At 73.6% G+C, this 21,654-nt stretch carries 18 protein-coding genes; 2 read left to right on the forward strand and 16 right to left on the reverse strand.

The genetic code is table 11. The features are described 5' to 3' along the window. Positions 1-4 precede the first annotated feature (4 nt). From PWG71_RS00780 to PWG71_RS28735, 6 genes are all read right to left on the reverse strand, one after another. Positions 5-1,318, reverse strand: coding sequence for a CpaF family protein (locus tag PWG71_RS00780; protein WP_274807492.1), 1,314 nt, complete (start codon positions 1,316-1,318; stop codon positions 5-7). Between the two features lie 39 nt (positions 1,319-1,357). Next, positions 1,358-1,723, reverse strand: coding sequence for a TadE/TadG family type IV pilus assembly protein (locus PWG71_RS00785; protein ID WP_274807493.1), 366 nt, complete (start codon positions 1,721-1,723; stop codon positions 1,358-1,360). Continuing rightward, positions 1,720-2,076 (reverse strand): pilus assembly protein, encoded by a 357-nt coding sequence (locus PWG71_RS00790; protein WP_342455937.1) that lies wholly within the window; start codon positions 2,074-2,076, stop codon positions 1,720-1,722. Before PWG71_RS00790 ends, PWG71_RS00785 begins: the two co-directional genes overlap by 4 nt. A 64-nt stretch (positions 2,077-2,140) precedes the next feature. Next, positions 2,141-3,493 carry an AAA family ATPase gene (locus PWG71_RS00795; protein WP_274807495.1) on the reverse strand — a complete coding sequence of 451 codons (1,353 nt, stop codon included), beginning with the start codon at positions 3,491-3,493 and terminating at the stop codon, positions 2,141-2,143. Next, complete coding sequence (gene cpaB, locus PWG71_RS00800; protein WP_274807496.1) at positions 3,490-4,272, reverse strand: Flp pilus assembly protein CpaB; 783 nt, start codon at positions 4,270-4,272, stop codon at positions 3,490-3,492. The genes PWG71_RS00795 and cpaB overlap by 4 nt, the downstream gene beginning before the upstream one ends. 57 nt (positions 4,273-4,329) lie before the next feature. Next, positions 4,330-6,249 (reverse strand): hypothetical protein, encoded by a 1,920-nt coding sequence (locus PWG71_RS28735; RefSeq protein WP_446724955.1) that lies wholly within the window; start codon positions 6,247-6,249, stop codon positions 4,330-4,332. 679 nt (positions 6,250-6,928) lie between these two features. Here PWG71_RS28735 and PWG71_RS00810 point away from each other — a divergent pair. Next, positions 6,929-7,360: a YkvA family protein gene (locus PWG71_RS00810; protein ID WP_274807497.1), complete on the forward strand. Its 432-nt coding sequence runs from the start codon at positions 6,929-6,931 to the stop codon at positions 7,358-7,360. Between the two features lie 65 nt (positions 7,361-7,425). Here the strand turns inward: PWG71_RS00810 and PWG71_RS00815 are convergent, their stop codons facing one another. Then, positions 7,426-8,004, reverse strand: a complete 579-nt coding sequence (locus tag PWG71_RS00815; protein WP_274807498.1) for a TetR/AcrR family transcriptional regulator — start codon at positions 8,002-8,004, stop codon at positions 7,426-7,428. A gap of 104 nt (positions 8,005-8,108) precedes the next feature. Between PWG71_RS00815 and PWG71_RS00820 the strand changes: the two genes are divergently transcribed. Continuing rightward, complete coding sequence (locus PWG71_RS00820) at positions 8,109-8,531, forward strand: VOC family protein (RefSeq protein ID WP_274807499.1); 423 nt, start codon at positions 8,109-8,111, stop codon at positions 8,529-8,531. A 494-nt stretch (positions 8,532-9,025) separates the two neighbouring features. Here PWG71_RS00820 and PWG71_RS00825 read toward each other — a convergent pair whose 3' ends face one another. From PWG71_RS00825 to PWG71_RS00865, 9 genes are all read right to left on the reverse strand, one after another. Beyond that, entirely contained in the window at positions 9,026-9,322 is a 297-nt protein-coding gene (locus PWG71_RS00825) for a YciI family protein (protein WP_274807500.1), read from the reverse strand. A gap of 202 nt (positions 9,323-9,524) precedes the next feature. Then, positions 9,525-9,683 (reverse strand): hypothetical protein, encoded by a 159-nt coding sequence (locus PWG71_RS00830; RefSeq protein ID WP_274807501.1) that lies wholly within the window; start codon positions 9,681-9,683, stop codon positions 9,525-9,527. Further along, positions 9,680-11,317 (reverse strand): TRAFAC clade GTPase domain-containing protein, encoded by a 1,638-nt coding sequence (locus PWG71_RS00835; protein ID WP_274807502.1) that lies wholly within the window; start codon positions 11,315-11,317, stop codon positions 9,680-9,682. The genes PWG71_RS00830 and PWG71_RS00835 overlap by 4 nt, the downstream gene beginning before the upstream one ends. Further along, positions 11,314-13,809, reverse strand: a complete 2,496-nt coding sequence (locus tag PWG71_RS00840; RefSeq protein ID WP_274807503.1) for a GTPase-associated protein 1-related protein — start codon at positions 13,807-13,809, stop codon at positions 11,314-11,316. Before PWG71_RS00840 ends, PWG71_RS00835 begins: the two co-directional genes overlap by 4 nt. A gap of 36 nt (positions 13,810-13,845) precedes the next feature. Further along, on the reverse strand, positions 13,846-15,048 hold the full coding sequence (locus PWG71_RS00845) for a TRAFAC clade GTPase domain-containing protein (RefSeq protein WP_274807504.1): 1,203 nt from the start codon (positions 15,046-15,048) through the stop codon (positions 13,846-13,848). Further along, a complete protein-coding gene (locus PWG71_RS00850; RefSeq protein ID WP_274807505.1) occupies positions 15,045-18,065 on the reverse strand; it encodes a hypothetical protein in 3,021 nt (1,006 codons plus the stop codon). Before PWG71_RS00850 ends, PWG71_RS00845 begins: the two co-directional genes overlap by 4 nt. Before the next feature lie 75 nt (positions 18,066-18,140). Then, entirely contained in the window at positions 18,141-19,772 is a 1,632-nt protein-coding gene (locus PWG71_RS00855) for an Hsp70 family protein (protein ID WP_274807506.1), read from the reverse strand. Then, complete coding sequence (gene grpE / locus PWG71_RS00860) at positions 19,769-20,326, reverse strand: nucleotide exchange factor GrpE (protein ID WP_274807507.1); 558 nt, start codon at positions 20,324-20,326, stop codon at positions 19,769-19,771. Before grpE ends, PWG71_RS00855 begins: the two co-directional genes overlap by 4 nt. A gap of 280 nt (positions 20,327-20,606) precedes the next feature. Next, positions 20,607-21,608, reverse strand: a complete 1,002-nt coding sequence (locus tag PWG71_RS00865) for a hypothetical protein (RefSeq protein WP_274807508.1) — start codon at positions 21,606-21,608, stop codon at positions 20,607-20,609. Between the last annotated feature and the right edge of the window lie 46 nt (positions 21,609-21,654).

Below are 21,654 nucleotides of genomic sequence, written 5' to 3' on the forward strand. Positions count from 1 at the left end.
CCTCTCACCGACCGGCTTCGGGGACCACACCGAACACCGCGGGGACGGTCTCGCCCCTGTGATGGATCCGCTCGGCGACGTTCCGGGGCAGCGGAAAGTGCAGGAACCGCCCGTCCACCGTCCGGTTCGGGCCGAGCGGCAGCGACTCGAAGCGCAGCACCGGGTCCAGCCGGAACTCCTCCCGGCGCTTGGACGAGACCACGCTGATCTCGTTGATCCGCCGCGACCCGTCCGGCCACCGCCCCAGGTGCACGATGGCGTCGACCGCGTTGTTGATCTGGTCGCGGATCGCCTCGTAGGGGATCCGCCCGTCGCCCATCGTCGCCAGCGTCTGGAGCCGGTGGATGGCGTCGTCGGCCGAGTTGGCGTGCACGGTCACCAGGGACCCGTCATGGCCGGTGTTCATGGCCTGGAGCATGTCGATGGTCTCCTCGCCTCGGACCTCACCGACGATGATCCGGTCCGGGCGCATGCGCAGCGCGTTGCGCACCAGATCGCGGATGGCCACCTCGCCCCGGCCCTCGATGTTGGGCGGACGCGACTCCAGCCGCACCACGTGCTCCTGCATGAGCTGGAGTTCGGCGGAGTCCTCGATGGTGACGATGCGTTCGGTGGGCGGCACGAACGCCGACAGGGCGTTGAGGAACGTCGTCTTACCGGTGCCCGTACCGCCGGACACCACCACGTTGAACCGCGCGCGCACCATCGCCGACAGCAGCACCCCGGTGGCCTGGTCCAGGCTGCCCATCCGCACCAGTTCGTCGATGGGATAGGGCTTGGGGAACCGCCGGATGGTGAGGACCGGACCCGACAGCGACAGCGGCGGGATGATGACGTTGACCCGCTCACCGGTGGGCAGGCGCGCGTCGACCATCGGCGAGGACTCGTCCACCCGGCGGTTGACCAGCGACACGATGCGGTCGATGGTCTGGTAGAGCTGTTCCTCGCCGTTGAACGCGGCGTCCACCCGCTGCATGCGCCCACCGCGTTCGATGAACACGTTGTCGGGTCCGTTCACCATGATCTCGGTGATGGTCTCGTCGGCGAGCAGCGGTTCCAGGACGCCCAGGCCGAGCGCCTCGTCGACCACCCTGCGGATGAGCAGTGACCGTTCCCGGTCCGAGAGCACCGGCCCCTCGCGGGTGAGGATGTGCCCGACGACCTTCTCCAACCGCACCCGGCGCTGGGCCAGGGTGAGCCGGGTCAGGTCCTCCAGGTTGATCTCCTCCAGCAGCCGCCGACGCCAGTGCGTCACGCTGCCGCGATCGGTGCGCGCCTCGACGGCGCGGTCCTCCTCCAACCGGTCCTTCAACCCCATGACCGTCGACCCCTTCCCCCTGTGGGGCACCGCCCCGTGTCACACATTCGGCATGTCCACCCGTCGCGTCACGGTGAGCCCGAATCCCGCCGAGGAGAACACGACCGGCAACGGGTGGGACACCTGTACGTAGAAACCCTGATGATCGTTGGCGCCGCTGGTGACGGTCGCCTCGTCGAGCCAGGACGGCAGGGACTCCCGGGCCGTGGCCTCGGCGCCCTCCAACCCCTGGGCGCCCGCGACACGGGCCCCCGACCGGGCCGCCGACTCCAACCGTTCGGTGGCCACGAACGCCAGGAACGCCTCGATGGCGACGACCGCGGTGAGCAGCAGCACCGGGAAGGCCATGGCGAACTCCAGCAGTGGGCCGCCCCGGTCGTCGCGGCGACGCCGACGGGCGGTCACGACACGTCCCCGCGTGGTCGGATCTCGGGGACGATCCGGGATTCGGCGGCGATGTCCCACGGCCCGCTCGCCCCCGGCAGGAAGATCGGCATGGCCAGGGTGACCCGCGCGTAGCGGACGCCGTCGCGTTCGACGATCTCCACGGTCATGGTGTCCGCCCCGTCCCAGGGGGGACGGACCCGCTTGCGGGCCTCCTCGCCCACGCGCCCCATGTCGTCGGGGGTGACCGCCGCCTGCCGGGCCGCCTCGGCGGCCCCGTGCGAGGCGTACATGGAGGTGATCCCGAGCAGCAGCACCTGCCACACCAGGGCCAGCGCCAGCATCAGGAACGGCACCACCGCGGCGAACTCCACGAGGACCCCGCCCCGGTCCGAGCGCTCACGGTCGGGGCGGCGGGCGCGACGGGCGGCGCCGGTGTCAGCCACCGAAACCACCGTGACCTCCCGGATCGCGGCCGCCGCCCGTGCCGATCCGGCCCGGGTCGGACACCGAGGCGTTGAGGAACCCCGACACGTCACGGGTGGACGGGTTGGTCTCGGCCACGGCGCGCAGACCGGCCAGACCGCTCGGCGGGGTGGGTGCTCCGCCCTTGCCGTTGCCGCCCTGGGCCGGCGGGCTCAGCAGGTCGAGTTCGGCGGCCAACCGGGAGAACGCCTTGCGCAGGCCCTCATCGGTGACCTTGGTGGGATCGCCGTTGTTCTCACCCGGTTCCAGACCTCGGTAGGAGGCGGGGACGGGGGTGCGCAGCACCTTGGTGTCGAGCAGCTGGCGCAGGAAGTCCGGCTGGATCTCGTTCTTCCGACTGTGCCTGGTGACCAGCGTGTACACGTCCTGGTGGGAGCGGATCTGGAGGCGTTCCCACATCGCCATCAACCGTTGGGCGCCGCGCAGCGCGGGCACGTCGGGGGTGACGGTGACGACGGAGCGATCGGCGAGCTCCACCGCCATGGCGGTGGCGTCGTTCATGGTGGCGCCGCAGTCCACCACGACCAGTTCGTAGCGCGAGCGCAGCGCGGTCAGCACCCGACGGGCGACCCGGGCGGTGACGTCCTCTCCGCGTTCGCCGTGCTCGGGGGCGAGCAGGACGTGCGGTCCGCGCGGGTCCACGTACAGGGTCTCCGACAACATGCCGGGGGTGATCTCGTCGCCGCTGCCGGCCAGGTCGCCGATGGAGCGGCGGTGCCGCAGGTTGAGGAAGGCGGGCAGATCGCCGGTCTGGAGGTCCAGGTCGACCAGGCACACCACTCGACCGGCGGCGGCCGCCGTGAACGCCAGGTGTACCGCGCAGGTGGTGGTCCCCACCCCGCCCTTGGCGCCGCTGATCGCCAGGACCCGGCCGCGCACCCCGGACGCGGGCAGGTCCAGGGAGGCCGATTCCAGGTGGCGGCGCAGGGTGCGCGACCAGTCGGCGGCCCGGACGATCCGGTTCTCCAGCTCGGCGATGCCCGAGTCGGCCGCCAAGACGCCGCGGGCCCCCGCCTCCATGGCCCCGGTGAAGGTCTCGGGGTCCATGGCGGAGGAAACCAGCAGGATCGCCAACTGCGGGTGCCGATGGGACAGGTCGCGTATGGCGTCGAACACCGGGGCCGGGCCCAGGTCCTGGTGGATGAGGACGACGTCGAGTTCGGGGAACTCCCCGGCGGCGTCGATCAGCGCGGCCGTCGTGGACCGGACGGCCACGAGGTCGGCGGAGGTCAACTCGTCGAAGCGCGCGGCCAGCACCATCTCGGTCTCGGAGGTGGGCATGCCCGCCAGGACACGGAAGTTCATCGCTCGCCTCCCCACGGGGCGGTCCGGTCGTCGGTGGTACCGCTGCCCTCGTCGGGTCCGCCCCCGCCGACGAGATCGTCCATGTCCTCGCTACAGAACTCGGAGTCGCCCGGGCTGCCGCCGCCCGCCGCGCTCACCAGCGCCAATCGCATCTTGGTGGAGAAGTCCTCGGCGTAGGCCAGGCGCAGAGCGGCCTGGGGCTCCAACCGGAACGTGACCGGGACGACCCCGGCCACACCGCCGGTGTTCGTCTCCTGGGTGCGCAGCTCGCCGATGTCGAGGACCTCGACCTCGGTCAGGATGCGCACCGCACAGGCCTGACCGTGGTCGCGGGGCTGGAAGGTGGCGTAGATGTCGACGAACGAACCCCGTTGGACCTTGCCGGCGACCCCGGTCTCGGCGTCGACCATGATCGCGATCTCGCGCTCCCCGGTGGTGAGGGTGGGTTGTGGCTGCACCATGCCCCGTTGCAGGTACACGCCTGCCTCCAGGTGGGAGGCGGCGACGAGTTGCTGGTCGGAGGGGGTCTCGATCTCGGACAGGTCGCCGAGGAACACCTCGGGGTCGAAGTACATGCTCGGTACCTGCACGCGTTCGACGGAGTCCGGCCCGAGGGGCTGGTAGGCGTCCACGTCCTCGGCCAGGCGCAGGACCGTCGCGAAGTCGCCGAGCCGCTCCTCCCTGGCGTCGAGGTAGGTGAAGACGGAGACGAACACGGCGACGGCTCCGAGGGCGGCCACGACCATGAGGAGGACGCCGCGTCGCTGACGGGGGTTCATGGGAGGTGTTTTTCCGTTTCCAGGCTCGTTGCGGGCGACCCGTCCGGGGCCGGGGTCCTACCGGGAGTAGGTCCGGGGGGCTTCGGGGCGCGGGGCGCGTCCCGCGAGAGGCGGGTTCTCGGATCGGTCGGAGGAGGCGGGCTGTGGTCCGGGGGCGTCGGGTGGGCGTGGGCCCGTGGGCGGTCGGGGTGCGTCGTGGGGACGGCCGTCGACGGTGGAGTGCCAGGCGGCCTCGTCGACGGTGATCGGTGGCAGGGCCTCGGCCTCCAGGGTGAGGTGGTGATCGCCGTGCCGCTCGTGGTCGTGGGTGCGGGCGGGGTCGGGGCCCCGACCGCCGGTGGGCATCGCGGAGGTCGCCCCCGGGCCCGTCAGGGGTGGTTCGGCGCCCGGGTCGGAAGGGAGGGCGTCCGGGCGCCGCCCGTTCGCGGCGACGGACACCGGCGCCCATGCCCCGGAGCCGGTGGGAGGGCCTTCGGTGCTCGGGGCGCCGGGGGCCTCCCTCCGCACGGGGGCCGGCCCCGCACCGTTCCCGTTGGCCGCCGGTGCGCCCGGGACGAAGGTGTGCCCGCCCGTGGTCCGGGGATCGGGTGTCGGGGCACCGGGGGTGCCCGCGTGCTCGCCCCCGTGCCGACGCTGGGCGCCCAGCGGCGCCGGGACGTCGGGGCGGTGCCCGTTGGCGGCCGGTGCGCCGGGGACGAAGGTGTGCTCTCCGGTGACACGGGGGTCGCGTGCCGGACGCGCGCCGTCGTGGTGGGCGTCGGCGGGCGCCGGAGCCGACCGATGCCCCTCCGGGCGGCGGGGATCGGCCCAGGCGGAGGTGCCGCCGGAGAGCCCTCCCGGGGTGACCGCGTACTCACCCGTGGTGCGAGGGTCGGGCATCGGGTTCGCGGCCCGAGCGGCCACGTCGCCGACACGTGCCGGCGCGCCGGAGGTGGGGGCGTGCTCTCCGGTGGCGCGTGGATCGCGGGGCGGGTCCTCGGCGCGCGGCCTCGATGGAACGCTCCCACCGCCGAGGGCCGACGACCACGGGCCACTGTCGTGACGGTCGCGCACGGGGGCGTCGGGGCGGCGGGGCCGCTCATCCGGTGTTCCCCGATCCGGGGTCATACGGGTCCGCAGCGGGCTGCGGGCCGTGCCCGCCGCGCAGAAGGGGCAGGGCGCCCCCGTCATCGGCTCACCGCACCAGGAACAGGCCGAGGCCCGCACCGCGCCCGCCGCGTAGGCGAGCGCCTGCGGATGGGCGCTGAGCGCCACGAACTCCACGTACTTGGCGGTCCCCCAGTACTCGGGGCCCAGGGGCTGGGCGGGCAGCGTCCGGGTGGCGACCGGCTGGATCGCCTGCGGCAGGTTGTCGTCGAAGATCCCCGTGATGGTCGGGTCCGGGGTGGAGCACAACAGCTGCACCGGCTGCACCGGGCGGAAGGGCAGACGGCGGGCCACCTCGGAGGGGCGCAGCCGCTCCACCCTCGGGGTGGGCGCGCAGTAGGCCAGGAAGGACACCGCCGGCGCGTAGGACCCCATGTGCTGGCGCATCGAGGTGGGGATGGTCTCCAGGCCCGACACGGTCTTGAGCCACGCCCCCGCCAGCAGGTGGCGGGGGAGTTCGTTGCACAGCGCGGCGACCATGCCCGGTGGCAGGTAGGGCGCCAGGTAGGTGAGCTGGTCGGCGACCAGGGACAGGGCCAGCGGGGACAGGTCCAGGGGGATGCCGGCGATGTGGTCGGTGCGCAGGGCGCCACGGGCGAAGTTCACGGCCCGGGCGGCGTCGTCCGCCCGCCAGGCGGGGTACAGCGCGACGATCTTGCGGCCCGCGGCGGTCTGCTGCCGGGCGAAGGCGACGAACGCGGCGCTGCGTTCGCCGATGCCGTCTCCGTGCATCGCGAACCGCTGCGCCCGGACCTCGCCCACATGGCCCGTGCTGGGGATGTCCGCCAACAGGGCGACGGCCGTCGCCGACCGAGGTAGGGCTGTGGACACTGGGCAAGCTCCATCGGTTCTGCGCGCTGGGGTGGGATATGCCGGATGGCCTTCCGTGCGGAATGCCCCACTCGGTCGCATCGTAACGAATGTGTGCCAGGACGCGGGAGGCCTCGCATTTGCCGTGATCATCGTGGGGCCGATGATGACCTCGGGCGGTCGGGGGGCCGGCGGGCCGAATCCGGCTCGGTCGTCGGGTCTCCCGGGCAGGCCGTGAGGGATGGGTCGTCCGCGCCTCGTGCGCCCTCGTCCACCGTGGGAGAAGGGCGGCGATGGCCGGATGTGGCCAAGGTGTGGACAGCGGACCATCACATGGTTTGGTCAGTATTTGCAAAATTTGTCGGTTTTGTTCTGCGACTTCTCGGGTCCCCTCTTCCCCCACCAGTGTGCGCCGGTCCGCCCGTGCATGTGCACCGTTCGTGATGACCCCCCTAGAATGCCCTCCTTTTTCTCCCGTCACCAGGGACCGGGGGCCGGTTGTGGACAACCCCACCGGGGTTTCCCCCGCCTGTGGGGCGCATGTCGCCCGACGTTGCCGCAGGGGTCGCCGTGACCTCGGCGGGGAATCCGGGTGTCACGTTCGTCTCGTCCAGGGTTGACGTGCCCCTGACCGGGAACCATCTAGACGGGCTTCGCGTCATATCGTGAGAAGCCGAGTGCCCCCCAGAGGAGACGAACCATGCGCAAGGAGAACCGCGCCGCGGCGGGTGCCGCCGCCTGGCAGGTCATCCAGAACACCGACGGCCGCATCTCGGTGGGGCAGCGAGTGGGAGCCGTCCCGCGCATGCTCGGTGCCAAGATGCGCGGCCGCTACCCGGAGATGAGCGCCGCCAAGCTGTTCGGAATGTTCGCCCTGGTGCTCTACATCGTCTCTCCGATCGACTTCATCCCGGAACTGTTCGTGCCCCTGCTCGGCCTGACCGACGACGTCGGCGCCGCCGTGTGGCTCACCACCATGGTCCTGGGCGAGAGCGAGCGGTTCATCGAGAAGGAACGCCGAGACCGGGCACAGCAGGCCTTCGACCAGGCCGACCCGGGTCGGTCCGGTGCCGGTCCGCAGGGCCACGACGCTCCGGGGCGGCAGACCCCGGGCACGCGCGCCCAGGGCTGATCCCACGACGAACACCGAGGGCGGATCCCGGCCGGGATCCGCCCTCGGTGTGTTCGGGGACGACGTCAGCCGGGAGGCACGATCGTGTCGATCATCCGGTCCACGAGGGCGCGGACGTCGTCGTCGCCGAGCACGTCGGGCAGGGTCAGGTGCTCCACGAACAATCCGGTCATCGCCAGGTAGAGCGTGATCACCGTGGAGCGGTCCCCGGGGAACCCTCCCTCCAGATGGAGGCGCACGTTGTCCTCCAGGGTGTCGCGGATGGTGCGGGTCAGCTCCTCCCGGATGCCCGGGTGCCGGTTGGCCTCCAGGCGCAGTTCCAGGAGGGCCAGGTAACCGTTGCGATCGGACCTCACCCGGCGCAGCAGGTCCTGCATGCCCACACGGGTCTGCTCCCGGCTCGGCTCCCCGCCGATGAAGCCCGCCATGAACTCCTCGGTGGGCGTCAGCCGCACGTGGACGTGCGCGCCGGCCTGCAACAGCAGCTGGGCGCGGTCGGTGAAGTAGTTGGACGCCGTTCCGACGGGGACGCCCGCGCGGGCGTCCACCGCGCGGAAGGTGAGTCCGCGGGCGCCCTCTTCGGCGAGCACGTCGATGGCCGCGTCCAGGAGCGCGCGGCGGCGTTCGGGGTTCCTTCGGACCACTTCCTGCCTCCTCTTTCTCCGGGGGAGAGGAAAGGTGTTGCCCTGATAACTTCAGGCGTAGTACTTTACTTGAAGTGGTAAACAGCCTACCCCAAGGAGTCATCGTGCACGTGGACCTCATCGGCATGGCCGTCCTGTGCGACGAGCCCCGTCAGGCCGCCGACTGGTTCGTCGAACACCTCGGTTTCGAACTCGGCGTCGACATCGGCTGGTACGTCAACACCCGGCACCCGCAGCACGAGAACCTCTCGCTGGACTTCGTCTCCCGTGACCACGGATCCTCCCCGGAGGGGCTGCGCGGACGGACGGTGGCGGGGACCCTCGTGGCCTTCCTCGTCCCCGACGTCGAGGCGGAGGAGAAGCGCCTGCGCGACGTCGGCCTGGAGATCGTCCTGCCTCTGGTCCGCGAACCCTGGGGGCAGTACCGCTTCCAGATCGCCGGTCCGCAGGGGCTGTTCGTGGAGATCCTCCAGAGGGTGCGGCCCGACCAGCGCTGGATGGAGGACAACGGGCTGCTCCCGGCGTAGCCCGAGGAGATCCTCGCGGTCGGCGGTACGACGGACGACGTCGTACCGCCGACCGCGTCGCGCGGGGAGGGCCGGCGGTGGCACCCGCGTCCTTCACGGCCCCGGCCACCGCGCGAACGCCCTGACGACGCGGCCCCTCCCGAAAGACACCGACGTGGTCGCCGAGACGGCCCCCACGTCGCGGGCCCGGGGAGCGGGAGACCCTCGCCGACCTCGGTACCCACCCGGGCCGAGACGAGGCCCCGGCCGGTGTCGACCTCGGCGAGGTGCTCGTGCGGCGGCCGGTGGAGGTGGCGTACGACGGATCGGCTCGGGCCGCTCACGGTGCACGGGCACGGGCGGAGAACGCCCCGCTCCACCGGACCCGGTATCCCCCACCCGGGCACGGCGCGATCAGGAGGGGTGAGGGCCGCCCCGATCCGCCACCGCCTCCCAGGGCGTGTTCCGTGGATGCCGCCCGTCGCGCAGCAGGGTGAGTATCCGCGGAACACGCCTTAGAAGTGCTCGGCCAGCGGGCCCAGCACCGGGATCCACTCACGGACCTGGACGTCGGTGACCAGACCCTCCAGACGGAACGGGTCCTTCTCGGTCAGGGCCAGCACCTCCTCGGCGGAGTCGGCGCGGAACAGCAGCAGGGCACCGGGGGCGTCCTGGGCGCCGAACGGTCCCGAGCACAGGTTGATCCCCTGTTCGGTGAGCCCGCCCAGGTACTCGCGGTGCGCGGGACGGTGCTCGTCCCGGGCGGCGTCGCTGTTCTCGGCGTAGATGTAGGTGATGGCGTAGACGGCCATGCGGCGTCCTTCCTCGTGGCTGCGGTCCGGTACCGACCATGATCGCGGACCCGGTCCCGGCCGGTCGCGCCGGGTGGCCGTGTCATGCCGGGGTGCCGTCCGGCCGGACGCAGGGGGAACGAGGCACCGATGCCGGTACCGGGCGCGGCGGTGGCGTCGCCTGCGGGCGGGACCCGACCGTCGGACCGGGCCGAAGCCGCGGTCAGCGGGCGTGGTGGGCGGCGTGCTCCCAGGTGTGCTCGACCAGGGTCGAGCCGGCCCAGACCAGGGCGGCCACCGCCATGAGGGTCGCGGCGACCGCCAGCACGTAGACGGTGACGGCGATGAGCCGCCGTGCGGTCCGGTGCGCCGGCGGGGTCACGGGTCCCCTCCCCCCACGTCCGCGGGCACCGGGGCGCTCGTCAGCGCCGCGAACGCCCGCCCCTGCCGCTCCAGGAGCCAGGCCGACAGGACGTCCAGGCTCGGGTCCGCCCGCCAGTCGGGCCCGGCCACCGAGGACGTCAGGAACACCCGCACCGAACCGAAGTCCGCCCGGGCCGCCGCCAACAGGTTGCCCAGTCCCAGCCGCCGGCCGGCCCACTCCTCCACCGCCGTCCCCGCCGGATCCACCGACGTGCCCCGGACCAGATCGGCCCGTGTGATCACCACCGCCAACCGGCTCCCCGTCGGACCGCGCCCCAGGGCCCGCCACTGCCGTTGGATCTCGTCGCGCACCGCCCCGTAGGCCAACTCCGGGTCGCGGGTGTGCGAACGCTCCCCGGCCAGCCGTCCCTGTTCGCCCGCGGTCAGGCAACGCCACACCGCCGGGATCCCCAGCGGATCCACCACCAGCACGAACGTCGACGCCTCACCCAGGTAGGTCAACTCCTCGGCGGTCGTCGAACGGTTGAACCGCTCCCCGGCGGCGTCGAACACCTGGAGGACCAGGGTCCTGCGCCCCGCGCCCAGCCGCACCGTCGCCGCGCGCACCTTGCGCCCCGGCGGGGTGGGCCGGGTCCGGTGCCCGGGGGTCAACGCCCGCGCGCCCTCGCGCGCGCTCCGCGCCGCCTCCTCGCCGACCGGCTCGACGTAGGCGTTCGGGTCGCGCAGCGCCGCCTGGGACAGGGCCAGGTGCAGGCCCGCCGCCAGCCGGGTCTTGCCCGCACCGGTGCCGCCGAACAGCGGCAGGGGGAATTCCCGGGACTCGCCCGGCCGGTGCTCCAAGGGCCGATCGCAGTGCGGGCACAGCGTCTCCAGGTCGGCCGCGCCCAGCAGGATCAGTGTGGGCAGGGTGCGATCGCACCGGCAGCGCCGCCGCACCAGACCGCGCGCGCCCGGACGGACCTTGTCGTGCCGCCGGCCGCACCGTCCGCACAGGTACGACGGGTAGGGCAGCCGCCGGTAGCACTCCGGGCACACCATCCGGATCCGTCGCACCGTCCGCAATCCCGTGTCCACCAGCCGCAGCAGACCGGCAAGGCTCCAGGCCACCGCCAGATAGCCGCCCACCACGAGCGCGTACGCGGTGATGTGGGGGAGCAGCAGCACCCCCCACAGGGCCGACGCCCGCCAGGTGCGCCCCGCCACCGCGCACAGATCCCACCAGGCCGGACCGCCGTGGTAGCCCCGATGCGCGGGGTCCTCGCGCTCCTCGGAGGAGGGCTCCCCGGGGTGATCGCCCAGGAACATCACCCGGTGCACCTCGCGCAGGTACACCCCGGTGAGCACGCACAGCCCCACCACGGCGACCACCACCCCGGCGCCCACCAGCAGGGTCACGGCCGCCGCCAGGATCCACCAGCGGAACACCACCACGACGACGCCGATCCCCACCGGCAGCAGGATCCCCAGCAGGACGGCCGCCGGACGCGCGGCCCCGTCGTCCCGCCCGCGCGTACCGGCCGCCGCCCTCCCCGGGGAACGGACGGCCGCCGACGGACCCGCCCGCGGCGGCCGGCCGCGATCGTCCCTTCGCGCGGTGGGGTACGGCGCGCCCGTCCCTCCCCGCCCGGTCATCGCCGTCCCTCCCGGGAACCGAACAGGCCGCGGCGGACCCGGTGCTCCCGTGCCCACCCCTCGAACCCGGCCGCCTCCTCGCGCGGCAGCCTGCGGCGCAGCTGGGTCGTGTGTCGCCGCCTCCAGCCGCTCAGCGCGGGGAGCAGCACCTCGCGCTCCACGTCCGACGCCCGTGCCCGCCCGAGTTCGGGACGTCCCGCCACCAGGTACACCCGGGCGGCGGTCCCCACGTCCGGGGGGTCGTCGCGCAGCCGTCGCGCGGCCAGCGCGCGGTAGGCCTCGAAGACCGACTCCGGGCACTCCCGCAACACCGGCGCCACCGTCTCCGGATCCCACCGGTCGAGCAGGAACGCGGCGGCCGTGCGCCGTGCGACCTCGGCCACCGTCGGGTGCGCCCGGTCCAGCAGCGCCCACGGGTCGGCCGGGCACGCGCGGGCCGCCGGTCGCCACCCCTCGCGCCAGGGTCCACGCTCCTCCGCCCCGGTCGGCCCCGGGCCGCGCCCGGGTTCCTCCGGCGGGGACCCCCGCTCGGGCGCGCGGGAGGGGGACCCGAGCGCGTTCGCCCAGGCTGCGAGGGCCACGCCCAGCGCCGACCGGTCCCCGAGCGCCCGTGCCGCCTCGCCGGGGAGCAGATCGCGGAGCGGATGCCCCGCCAGTTCCTCGGCCAGCGCGTGCCAGGAGGGTTCGGCGTCCACCGGTGGAACGGCGACCACCGCCCCCGCCACCCAGCCGGCGACGTCCGACGACACCCGGAGCCCCGGGCCCAGCACCCGCAGCGACCCCAGGGCCGCCCGTGGCCCGTGCCCCGGACCCCACACCTCCGTCAGCAGCGCCGCGTCCACATCGTGCGCGGCCACCCCCGGGGCGCCCGCCTCCCGGCCCTCGGCGCGGATCGCCGCCACGTCCGCCAACAACCGGGCCGGGTCGGCCCGTCCGTCGGTGCCCAACCGGCGCAGTTCGCGCAGCAGTGCGCCGCCGCCGTCGGTGAACAACGCGCCCGCCGGCCCGGACGCCAGCGCGCCGAGCCGGGGTCGGGGCAGGTCGGCCAGCACGGTCGCCGTACCCCGCCGCATCTCAGGGTGCGCGCCGAGCAGGGCGGCGACGGCCGGCGCGGGATCCTCGTCGGGCGGGGCCGCCGCCAACAGCGGGGCCACCACCCCCCTCCCGTACCGTTCCAAGGCCAGCGCCGACGGCACCAGGCCGCAGGCCCGGGCCCAGCGCAGCACCTCCGCCGCCCGCTCCGGCGCCGTCCATCCGGTGTCATCGCCTCCGGCGAACGGCGTCGACAACAGATCGGTGATCCGCTCGCGTGCGGCCGCCCGCACCGCTTCGGACCGCATCGGACGCGGGGCCGGGACCGGCGTGCCCGTCGCGATCCCGTCCAGGCACCGGTGGACCAGCACCCGCTCCAGTCGCCCGATCGTCGCGACCGACCCCGTTCGGTGCGCCACCCGTTGCAGGTCGACCAGGCCGTGGTCGTCCGCACCGCCGCCGTCCACGACCAACCCCACCAGGGACGCGGCGTCGGCCGCGGGCAACCACTCCACCGCCGCCGACAACCAGGAGCGCACCGCCCGCAGATCCGCCACCGACACGTCGGCCGCCCCGTGGGCGAGCAGGTCGGCGGCGGTCAGCACCGGGTACCAGTCCGCCAACGACTCCTCCCGGCCGCCGGCGTGCCGTCCGGCCGACCGCCACAGCGCCTCGGCGCCCACGGTGCCCGCCGCCACCGACCGGGCCGCCACCACCATGGTCCGGGATGACGGTTCCGGCAGCGCGTCCATGGTGCCCAGCACCGGATCCACCACGGTGAACCGGCCCCGCAAGGGCTCCAGGTCGCTTCCCGGCGGCACCCCCACCACGTGCGCGAACGTCTCCTCCGGGCTGGCGCTGTAGGTCGCGAACGCCAGCCCCCGGGCCCGTTGCGGAGGCAACAGATGGGCCAGGGCGGCCACCCAGTGCGCGACCGTCGCGCTGTCGGCGACCAGCACCACCGGCCGTTCCCCGCCGACCGCGCCGTCCACCGCCGCGAGCAACCGCGCCACCAGTTCCGGAGGGCGACGGCGCACCCAGACGTCGGTGCGCGCCCGGTCCAGCGGGCCGCCGCACACCTCCAACACCGGCAGGTAGGGATCGGCCACCGGCGACGACACCCAGAAATCGGCGTCCCACAGCTCGGCGGGCAGCGGCCCGCCCGATCCCACCAGGCTGTGCGCGAAGTAGTTGCCCGGACGCCCCGACGGGTCCGGGCCGCACGAGACGATCCGGCTCACCACCGGGTACCCGCCCAGGTCGGGGGAGTAGCACAGGTTCACCGGGTGCCCCTCCACCCGGTCGGCCGGATCCGACCGGGGCGGTTCGTACACCGTGAACCGCTCCACCTCGCGCAGCACCCCCTGGTCGATCCCCGGTGTCGCCGCGTTGAACTGGTAGCCCGCGTACCCCGACAGTCCCTGCTCGCACGAGGTGTAGTAGAGCTGCGCGAAACCCATCGACCGGGACCTCCGCCCCTCGGTGATCGCCACGGATCAGGACCGCCCCTCACGGGAGGGGACGACGCCGAACCCCCCGAGCATCCACAGGAACGGGTCGGCCACCCGGTAGGGGCGCACCCCGCCCTGAAGACGCTGTTCGGCGTCGGGCGCGTGTCCCAGCGCCGACACCCCGAAGTACCTGGCCTCGGCGTAGTGGTTGGTGATGTGCGCGTCGATCCGCCCCCCGTCCCACCGGTGCAGCAAACGGCGGATCTGGGCATGCACGTCGCGGCTGTCGGACTCGTCGAAGTAGGGGGAGTCGGGCTGGGGACGGCGTAGCGGCGACCCCGGGTCGAGCGCGTCGTGGAACACGTCGAGCTTGGTCAGGCACACCGCCATCGGCACCGGGATGAGCCGCGACGGCGACCCGGTCCGGCGCAACAGCAGGTCGGTGACCCTGCTCAGCATGTCCAACGGCGGATGGTCGGACCGGTCCCGCGGCGGCGGGGTGCCCGGGGCGGCCTCGGCGTGGGCGCCCCGCATCCGCAGCGGGTCCAGGAGCAGGATGATCCCGTCGGCGTTGTCCAGGTAGCGCAGGTTGGTCTCCACGCTCGCCTCGGTGGTGAGGTCCTCGCCCGCCGTGTCGAAGAACGACAACAGCGTGTGTCGGGGGCGACGGCCGAGCGGACCGCGCCGCCGGGACGTGAACCGGAACACCAGGGGTTCGCGCGCGACCCCGGTGCGGCGGGTGGCGCCGAGCAGCCGGGCGTCGTCGTAGAGCGGCGACTCGTAGTCGGTGTGGAACCGGTGCCGGGTGTGATCGTCGGACCCGCCCACCGAGGCCTGGAAACGCGCGCCCACCCGGTGCATCAGCTCGTGGATGAGCACGGTCATGAACACGGTCTTGCCCGCCTCCCTGGCGCCGACCAGCGCGATGAGCCGGCCCGGGATGCGCCCGAAGTTCACCGGGAGCCGAGCGTGACAGGTGACGCACACCTGGGCCCCGGTGGACACGCCGCAGTCGGGGCACAGCGCCCGGGCGCGGCGGCCGTCGGCGGCGAACACCGGCGGCAGGCGTTCGCGTCTGCCCAGATGGAGGCGGATCGCCGTGTCCTCGACGGGGGCGCAGCGGCGGCCGTCCGGTCCGGGGCGGCCGCCGCACCGGAACAGGATCAGCCGCTCGGTGAACCGGGTGTAGCAGTAGGGGCACACCAGGCGGTCGCCGCGCGTCGGGCGCAGAAGGTCGAGCGGTGTCACAGGCGGAGCTCCTTCACCGAGGGTTGACACAACCGGGCGCCGTCGGCGTCCTCGCCGACGGGCAGGCACACCAGCCAGGCGGGGCCTTCGGCGCGCGGCGGGCGGACCCGCAAGGACGACCGCTGCCCCGCGCTCAGGTGTCGGGGCGGGAACACGGCCAGCACCCGCCCCTGGTCGACACGGTCCGGGGGGAAGGCGCCCTCGGCGTAGACGACGGCGATCTCGGGGGTGACGCAGTCCGTGTCGGCGACGAGCACGATCTCGCGCTCCCGGCGCAGCAGCCCGGCGGGGGAGACGTGGTAGTCCAGCGCCGCCCAGCCCGGGACGGTGAGGGCGGTGGGCGGGCCGACGACGCCGCCGACGACGGACCGCACGGTCACCCGCACCGGACCGGGGCCCATCGGCGCCTCGAAGCCGCCCTCGGCCTCATACCGCGGGCGGTCGGAGACCGCCTCCCGGGGTCCGTCTGCGGGGACGGTCGGCGACGGGACGAGGGGCGACACCGCCGAGGCGGCCGGTCGCCAGGCGACCACGGCGGTGGCCGCCTCCTGCGGCCAGACCCAGGCCAGCCGGACCACGTCGCCGAACCGCTGGGCGCGCAATCCCGTCACCGCCGGCACGGCCACCACCCGGACCCGGTCACCGACCACGACCTGGTCGCCGCGGGAGGTCACCGCCACCACGTGGTGCGTCCCCGGCTCCAGTCGGATGCGCACTCGTGCCCGCTCCTCTCCGACACCGGGTGCCGTCGTCGGAACCGGGGGCGGTTCCCCGCTCTCCTCGACGCCTCCGATCCCCCCGGCCGTGGCGGTGCCCGGTTCTCCGGTGGTGGTCGTGCCCTGGCCCCCGGCCATGGTCGTGCCCGGTTCTCCGGTGGTGGTCGTGCCCTGGCCCCCGGCCATGGTCGTGCCCGGTTCTCCGGTGGTGGTCGTGCCCTGGCCCCCGGCCATGGTCGTGCCCGGTTCTCCGGCGGTGTCCGTGCCCGGACCTCCGGCCGTGGTCGCGTCCGTGTGCGTGTCCCGGATCGGCGGCGCCGAAGGACCACGGGGCCGTCCGGCGGTCGCGTCCGGCACCTCCGCCCCGGTCGTGTCGGCGAGGACCGGCGGTTCGCTTCCGTGCGCGGCGAGCTCGGCCGGGGGCACGGCCGCGCCCGCCGGCCACGGCGGCGGCTCGGCGTCCACGCGCAACGACACCCGTCCTCGCGGCGGCGGGGTCCACGAGGCCACGAACCCGCCCTCCCCGTCCGGGACCACGAGCAGATCCGTCACCGGCGACGGAGGCGGACCCGGCACCACGCGCCTGACCAGGCCCTCCGAGCCGCGCGCCGACCCCCCGGAGGTGAGGTACACCGCCCGCACCCGGTAGTAGTACTCCACGTCCGGGCGCACCTCCGGGTCGGTGAACCCCATCCCGTCGGTGGTCACCCGCGTTCCGTCCCCGGCCCGGGGCGGCGCGCCCTCACCGCGCACGACCTCCACCCGCACCGCCTCCCGCGGCACCCGCCACGACCCCGAGATCCCGTGCTCCCCGGCGCGCACGCACAGGTCCTCGACCTCGGGGGTGAGCATCACCGGATCCGTCTCCACCGCTTCGGAGAGGCCCCGGTCCTCCCGCACCGCCCGCACCGTGTAACGGATCTCCGCGCCCACCGGCGGCTCGGGGTCGATGAGCTCCGTCCCGGTCACCTCGCCCATCGGCGTCTCCCGGGCACCCGCGCTCCGCCCGATCCGCCGCACCACCCGGTAACCGATCCGCCCCACCAGGCTCGGGCTCGGCCGCCACACCACCACGGCGCCCAGCCCCTCCACCCGGGCCCGCACCTCGCGGGGCGGCGACGGCGGCACCTCGCCCAGCCGTGCCCGCAGCACCTCGTCGTCGGCCGCGAGGGCGCAGGCCTGTGCCAACGCCCGGGCCGCCGCCTCGTCACGGCCTTCGCCCAGCGCCCCCTCCGCCTCCCGCGACAACTCCTCCACCCGGGCCGCACGGTCACGGACCTGGGCGATCAGCCCGTGATCGGGGGGCAACTCCGCCATCGCCGCCTGGGCCTGTCGCAACTGGTCGTCGGCCAACAGGTCGCGCACCTCGCGTTCGGCCCGGGAGATCCGGTCGGAGCCGGCGGGGCGGCGGCGCACCGCCGCCGCCAACAGGGTCGCCTCCGCCTCGGTCAGCCCCCTCCGTACCCAGGGCCGGGCCAACGCCGCCTCGGACAACTCCGCCGGGCGCGCCCGCAGATCCTCCGCGACCTCCCACAACGCCACCGCGTCGCGCTCCTCGCGGGAGGAACAGGAGCGCAGCACCCCCAGCACGCTCTCCGCCGCCGCCTTGCCCTCCGTCATCGGCTCCACCTGGACGCGGGCGATCGCCGCGCTCAGCGCCGCGTCGTCCAGGACTCCGCCGTCGGCCAACCGGAACCCGTCCACCACGGTGAACCCGCCCGCCAACCGGCCCGCCCCGAAGACCACCTCCGGGGAGAACACCGCGCCCCGGGTGCGCAGGTTGTCGCGCAGGCTCCGAAAGGTCCGGATCGGCGGGTGCGCGGGCGGTTCCGGCAGCCGCTCCACCACCCGTACGCCCCGTTCGCGCAGCAGGCGTTCGGCGTCCGCCTCGGGCAGCCCCACCGAACCCGCCATGGTCCGCAACGCCCACCGGTCCACCAGAGTGGTGGTGAGACCGTCGACGATGTCGGCCCACTCCGCCATCGCCCGTCGAGTCTGCTCGGCCCGCACCCGACGGAAGTGCTCATGGGTGAGCGCGCCCTCCCGGCCCAACCGCTCGTGCGCCGCGATCAGCTCCACCAGGACCCGCCGCAGGGTGCGCCGCCGCGTCTGCAACCCCCGCCAGTAGGTGCACACCGCCGTGACGTGCGCGATGAACCCCTCGGGGTCACCGGCCAGCCTCCGCTCCAACGCGGGACCGACGCCGTAGCGCGCGAACAGGTCGGCGGGCGGCCCGCAGGTGCGCGCCGCCGCCAGCACCTCGTCCTCGTACCGCCGTCGTTCCCGTACATCCCAGGGCATCGCCGTGTCGCCCCCTCGGAGAGTCCGCCCTCACAACGCTTCCGCGCCCGCGCCCGCGTGGACGCGGGCCATCGCTCACCCGGAGGTGCGGATCGACGCGATGGCGTCCCGGGCCCGGCGCACCTCTTCCTCGCCCATGCCGCCGATCCGGATGTCGAACCGGATCTCGTTGCCGTTGCCGGGATCCCAGCCGCGCACGGTGAGCATCCCGGTCTCGCCCAGGCGGAACTCGATCCGGAACGGCGTCCCGGCCGGCCCCTTGGGCAACCCGGTGAGCAGGGCGTCCCCGATCCGGACGTTGTGCTCCAACTCCTCGGAGGCCACCGATCCGGCCTGCTCCCACACGTCGATCTCGACCTGTTCCTGGTTGGGCCACACCGTCGCGAAGCCGTCCTCCACCGTCACCGGCAGCGGGGTGTTGGCCCGGATGAGGTGACTGACGTACTGGCGGGCCCGGCCGGGGTCGTGGGCGAACACGGGGTCGGAGGCGTCGGTGGCCTTCACCCCGAACGCGCGCGGGGCCACGCCCGTGACGGTCTTGTTCGCCAACCGCTCCACCTCCTCCCGGGTGATGCCCAGGGCCGCGCCGACCTCCTCGGCCTTGCGGGCGCGTTCGACGGGGTCGAGGCCCGGCTCCTCCATGACCTTCTCGACCTGTCGCACCAGGGCGAACAGGGCCGCGCCCTTGGCCACCGCCAGGTCGGGTTCGTGCAGGTGGGGGGTGAACCCGAAGCGTTCGCGCAGGGACCGGGCCACCACCGGCATGCGGGTCATCCCGCCGACGAGCAGGACGTCGTCGAAGGACTCCACACCGCGTTCGCGCGCCGCGACCAGGGTCCGCTCGGTGATGGTCAGGGTGCGTTCCAACAGATCGGAGGTGAGCGCCTCCAGATCGCCGCGCGTCAGCTCCACGCGCACCGTCGCGCCGGCGAAGCGCAGGTTGTGCCGGGCGCGCTCGCGGGTGCTCAGGGAGCACTTGATCCGTTCGGACGCGGCGGCCACGTCCTGGAGGAACTGTTCGTCCCCGGCCGGATCGGGTCGGGGATGGCGCTCGGTGAACAGCTCCAACAGCAGGTCGGCGAGCTTCTCGTCCCAGTCGGCCCCGCCCAGGCGGTGGTCGCCGTCGGTGCACACCACGCGCACGTCGTCGTCCTCCACCCGGATCACCGTGGTGTCGAAGGTGCCCCCGCCCAGGTCGTACACCAGCAGGTGACGGGTCCCGGAGACGGCGTCCAGGCTCTGGTAGTGCAGGGCGGCCGCCACCGGTTCGGGCACCACGTCCAGCACGTTGAGCCCGGCGATGAGGCCGGCCCGTCGGGTCGCCTCCTTCTCGTGCACGCCGAAGTAGGCGGGCACGGTGATGACCACGTCCTCGACCTTGTCCCGGGTGTGCTCACCGGCGGCGCGGACCAGTTCGCGCAGGATCAGCGCGGAGATCGACTCGGGGCCGTGGGACCCGCCGTGGAACTCGTAGCGGGCTTCGGTGCCCATCTGCCGTTTGACCAGGGAGACGACCATGTCGGGAAAGAGGAGGGCGGTGTTCTTGGCCTCTTCGCCGACCACGACGTTGTGGGCGGACTCGAAGTACACGACGGAGGGGGTGGTGTCGTTTCCCATGGCGTTCTTGGTGACGGTGGCCCGGCCGGTGCCGTCGACGAAGGCCGTGCAGGAGTAGGTGGTGCCCAGGTCGATTCCGTAGGTGGTCATGTGCCTTTCCCTGTTGCGGCGTCCTCTTCGGGGCGCGCCGGCCCGACATGGCGGAAGAAACGGGCCTGGACCCTGCGGCGGATCCGGCCGGTGACGGTGTCGCGGAATCCGGGGGCGGTGACCTCGGCGACCGTGTTCGCCCGCGCCGGGTCGGGATCGTCGATGGTCGACAGGGGGCGGTGCAGGTCGGCCCGGAAGGGGTCGCCGATCTCGGCCTCGATCGGTTCGACACCGATCCGCTCCAGGGCCAGGAGGGTGTCGTCGGCGAAGCCGACCATCAGGTCGGCCAACCGTCCCTCGCCGCGTTCACGCAGGCCCCGGGCCTCACGGTCGAGCTGATCGTGCAGGTGGACGAGGTCGGTGACGACGGGGTCGAAGAGGGCGCGGGTCTGCTCGGAGCGCAGTTCCCGGTTCTCGGCGTGCAGGCGGTCGATCACCGCCTCCCGGTGCCGGGCGCGCTCGTCGAGAGAGCCCAACCGGTCGTCGAGGGAGGCGAGGATCCGTTCCAGGGGGAGGGGGGAGTCGGGGGGTGCCGTGTCGTCGGACGCCGCCATCGGGCCGCCTTTCACCGCCGATTTCCTCGTGGCGTTACCGGTTGCGTTTTCCGAGCATACTCCGAATCGACCCGAGGAAAAAAGAGGAACGCGTTATTCGGCAAAGGGTGTCGAAACCCTGTTCACATTAGCCTCCTTTTGTTCTCTGAAGAACTTTTTCGGAGTATGGCCGAAATATGGGAAGAAGTGATCCGAGGGTTTCCGGATGAGTTTCGACGGACCGATGAGGCGTCCGATACCCGCAGGGGAGCGAAGGGCGGAGCGAGGGCGGGACGCCGGGTCACAGACCCAGGACGGAGAGCGCGACGACCAGGGCCAGGGCGGCCAGGACCGCGAACAGGAGCAGCGCGCCGCGGGCGTGTTCGCGGCGGGACGGGTGATGGGCCAGACGCAGCGGCTCGGGCAGGGGGCTCCAGTGGGCGGCCAGCGCCGTGCGCACCGCCGCGCGGGGATGGGCGGCGCCGGTGAGACGGGAGAGCAGTTCCGCGGCGGTCGGCCGCTCGCGGGGATCGCGGCGCAGTGCCTCCTCGACCGGGCCGCGCAGGTCCTCGGGCAGGCCGGAGAGGTCGACGCCCTCACGCCACAGGCGTTCGCGATCCTCGTCGGACTCCACCGCGCTGCGCCCGGTGGCGGCGTACAGCACGAGGGCGCCCCAGGAGAACACGTCGTGGGCGGGCGCCACCGGCCGCCCCGGTCCACCGGCGTTCGGGTCCACGACGAGCGGCAGCGCCGGGTCCACGGTCTCGTGGTACTCGCGGTAGTCGCCCGGCCCCGGTCCCGCGTCGCAGACCAACGGCCCGTCCGGGCCCAACAGGACGTTGAACACCGACAGGTTGCCGTGGGTCAGGTCGGCCGCGTGCAGGTCCGCCAGGGCCTCGGCCAGCACGGCGGCCACCAGGCGCACCCGCACCTCCGGCAACGGTCCCGTCGCGTGCACCAGGGTGCCCAGGTCCGGGCCGGGGACGTAGGAGGTCGCGTACCACAGGCGTTCGCCACCCGTCCCGCTCGGCAGGGAACCGGTCGCCACCAGCGGCGGCAGCCGGGGGCACCCGACCCGCCCGACGAGCTCCAGCCCGCGCCGGATCCGCGCCGCCTCCCTCGGATCCTCGGTCAGCACCCGGGAGAGCACCTTGACCGCGTACCACCGGCCGGCCTCGTCGGTGGCGGCGTAGGTGTAACCGAGGTTCATGCCCCCGATCAGACCGCGGCATCGATATCCGTCCACCCGTTCCGGATCGGTGGCGGTCAGCGGGCGCAGGGGACGGCGGGGGAGTGAGGTCATGACCGCATTGTTCCGTCGAAAGCGGGGCGATGGGTGTGGATCGTCC

Origin of the sequence: Nocardiopsis sp. N85, from assembly GCF_028882275.1 — a bacterium.
GTDB classification, from domain to species: Bacteria; Actinomycetota; Actinomycetes; order Streptosporangiales; family Streptosporangiaceae; genus Nocardiopsis; species Nocardiopsis lambiniae.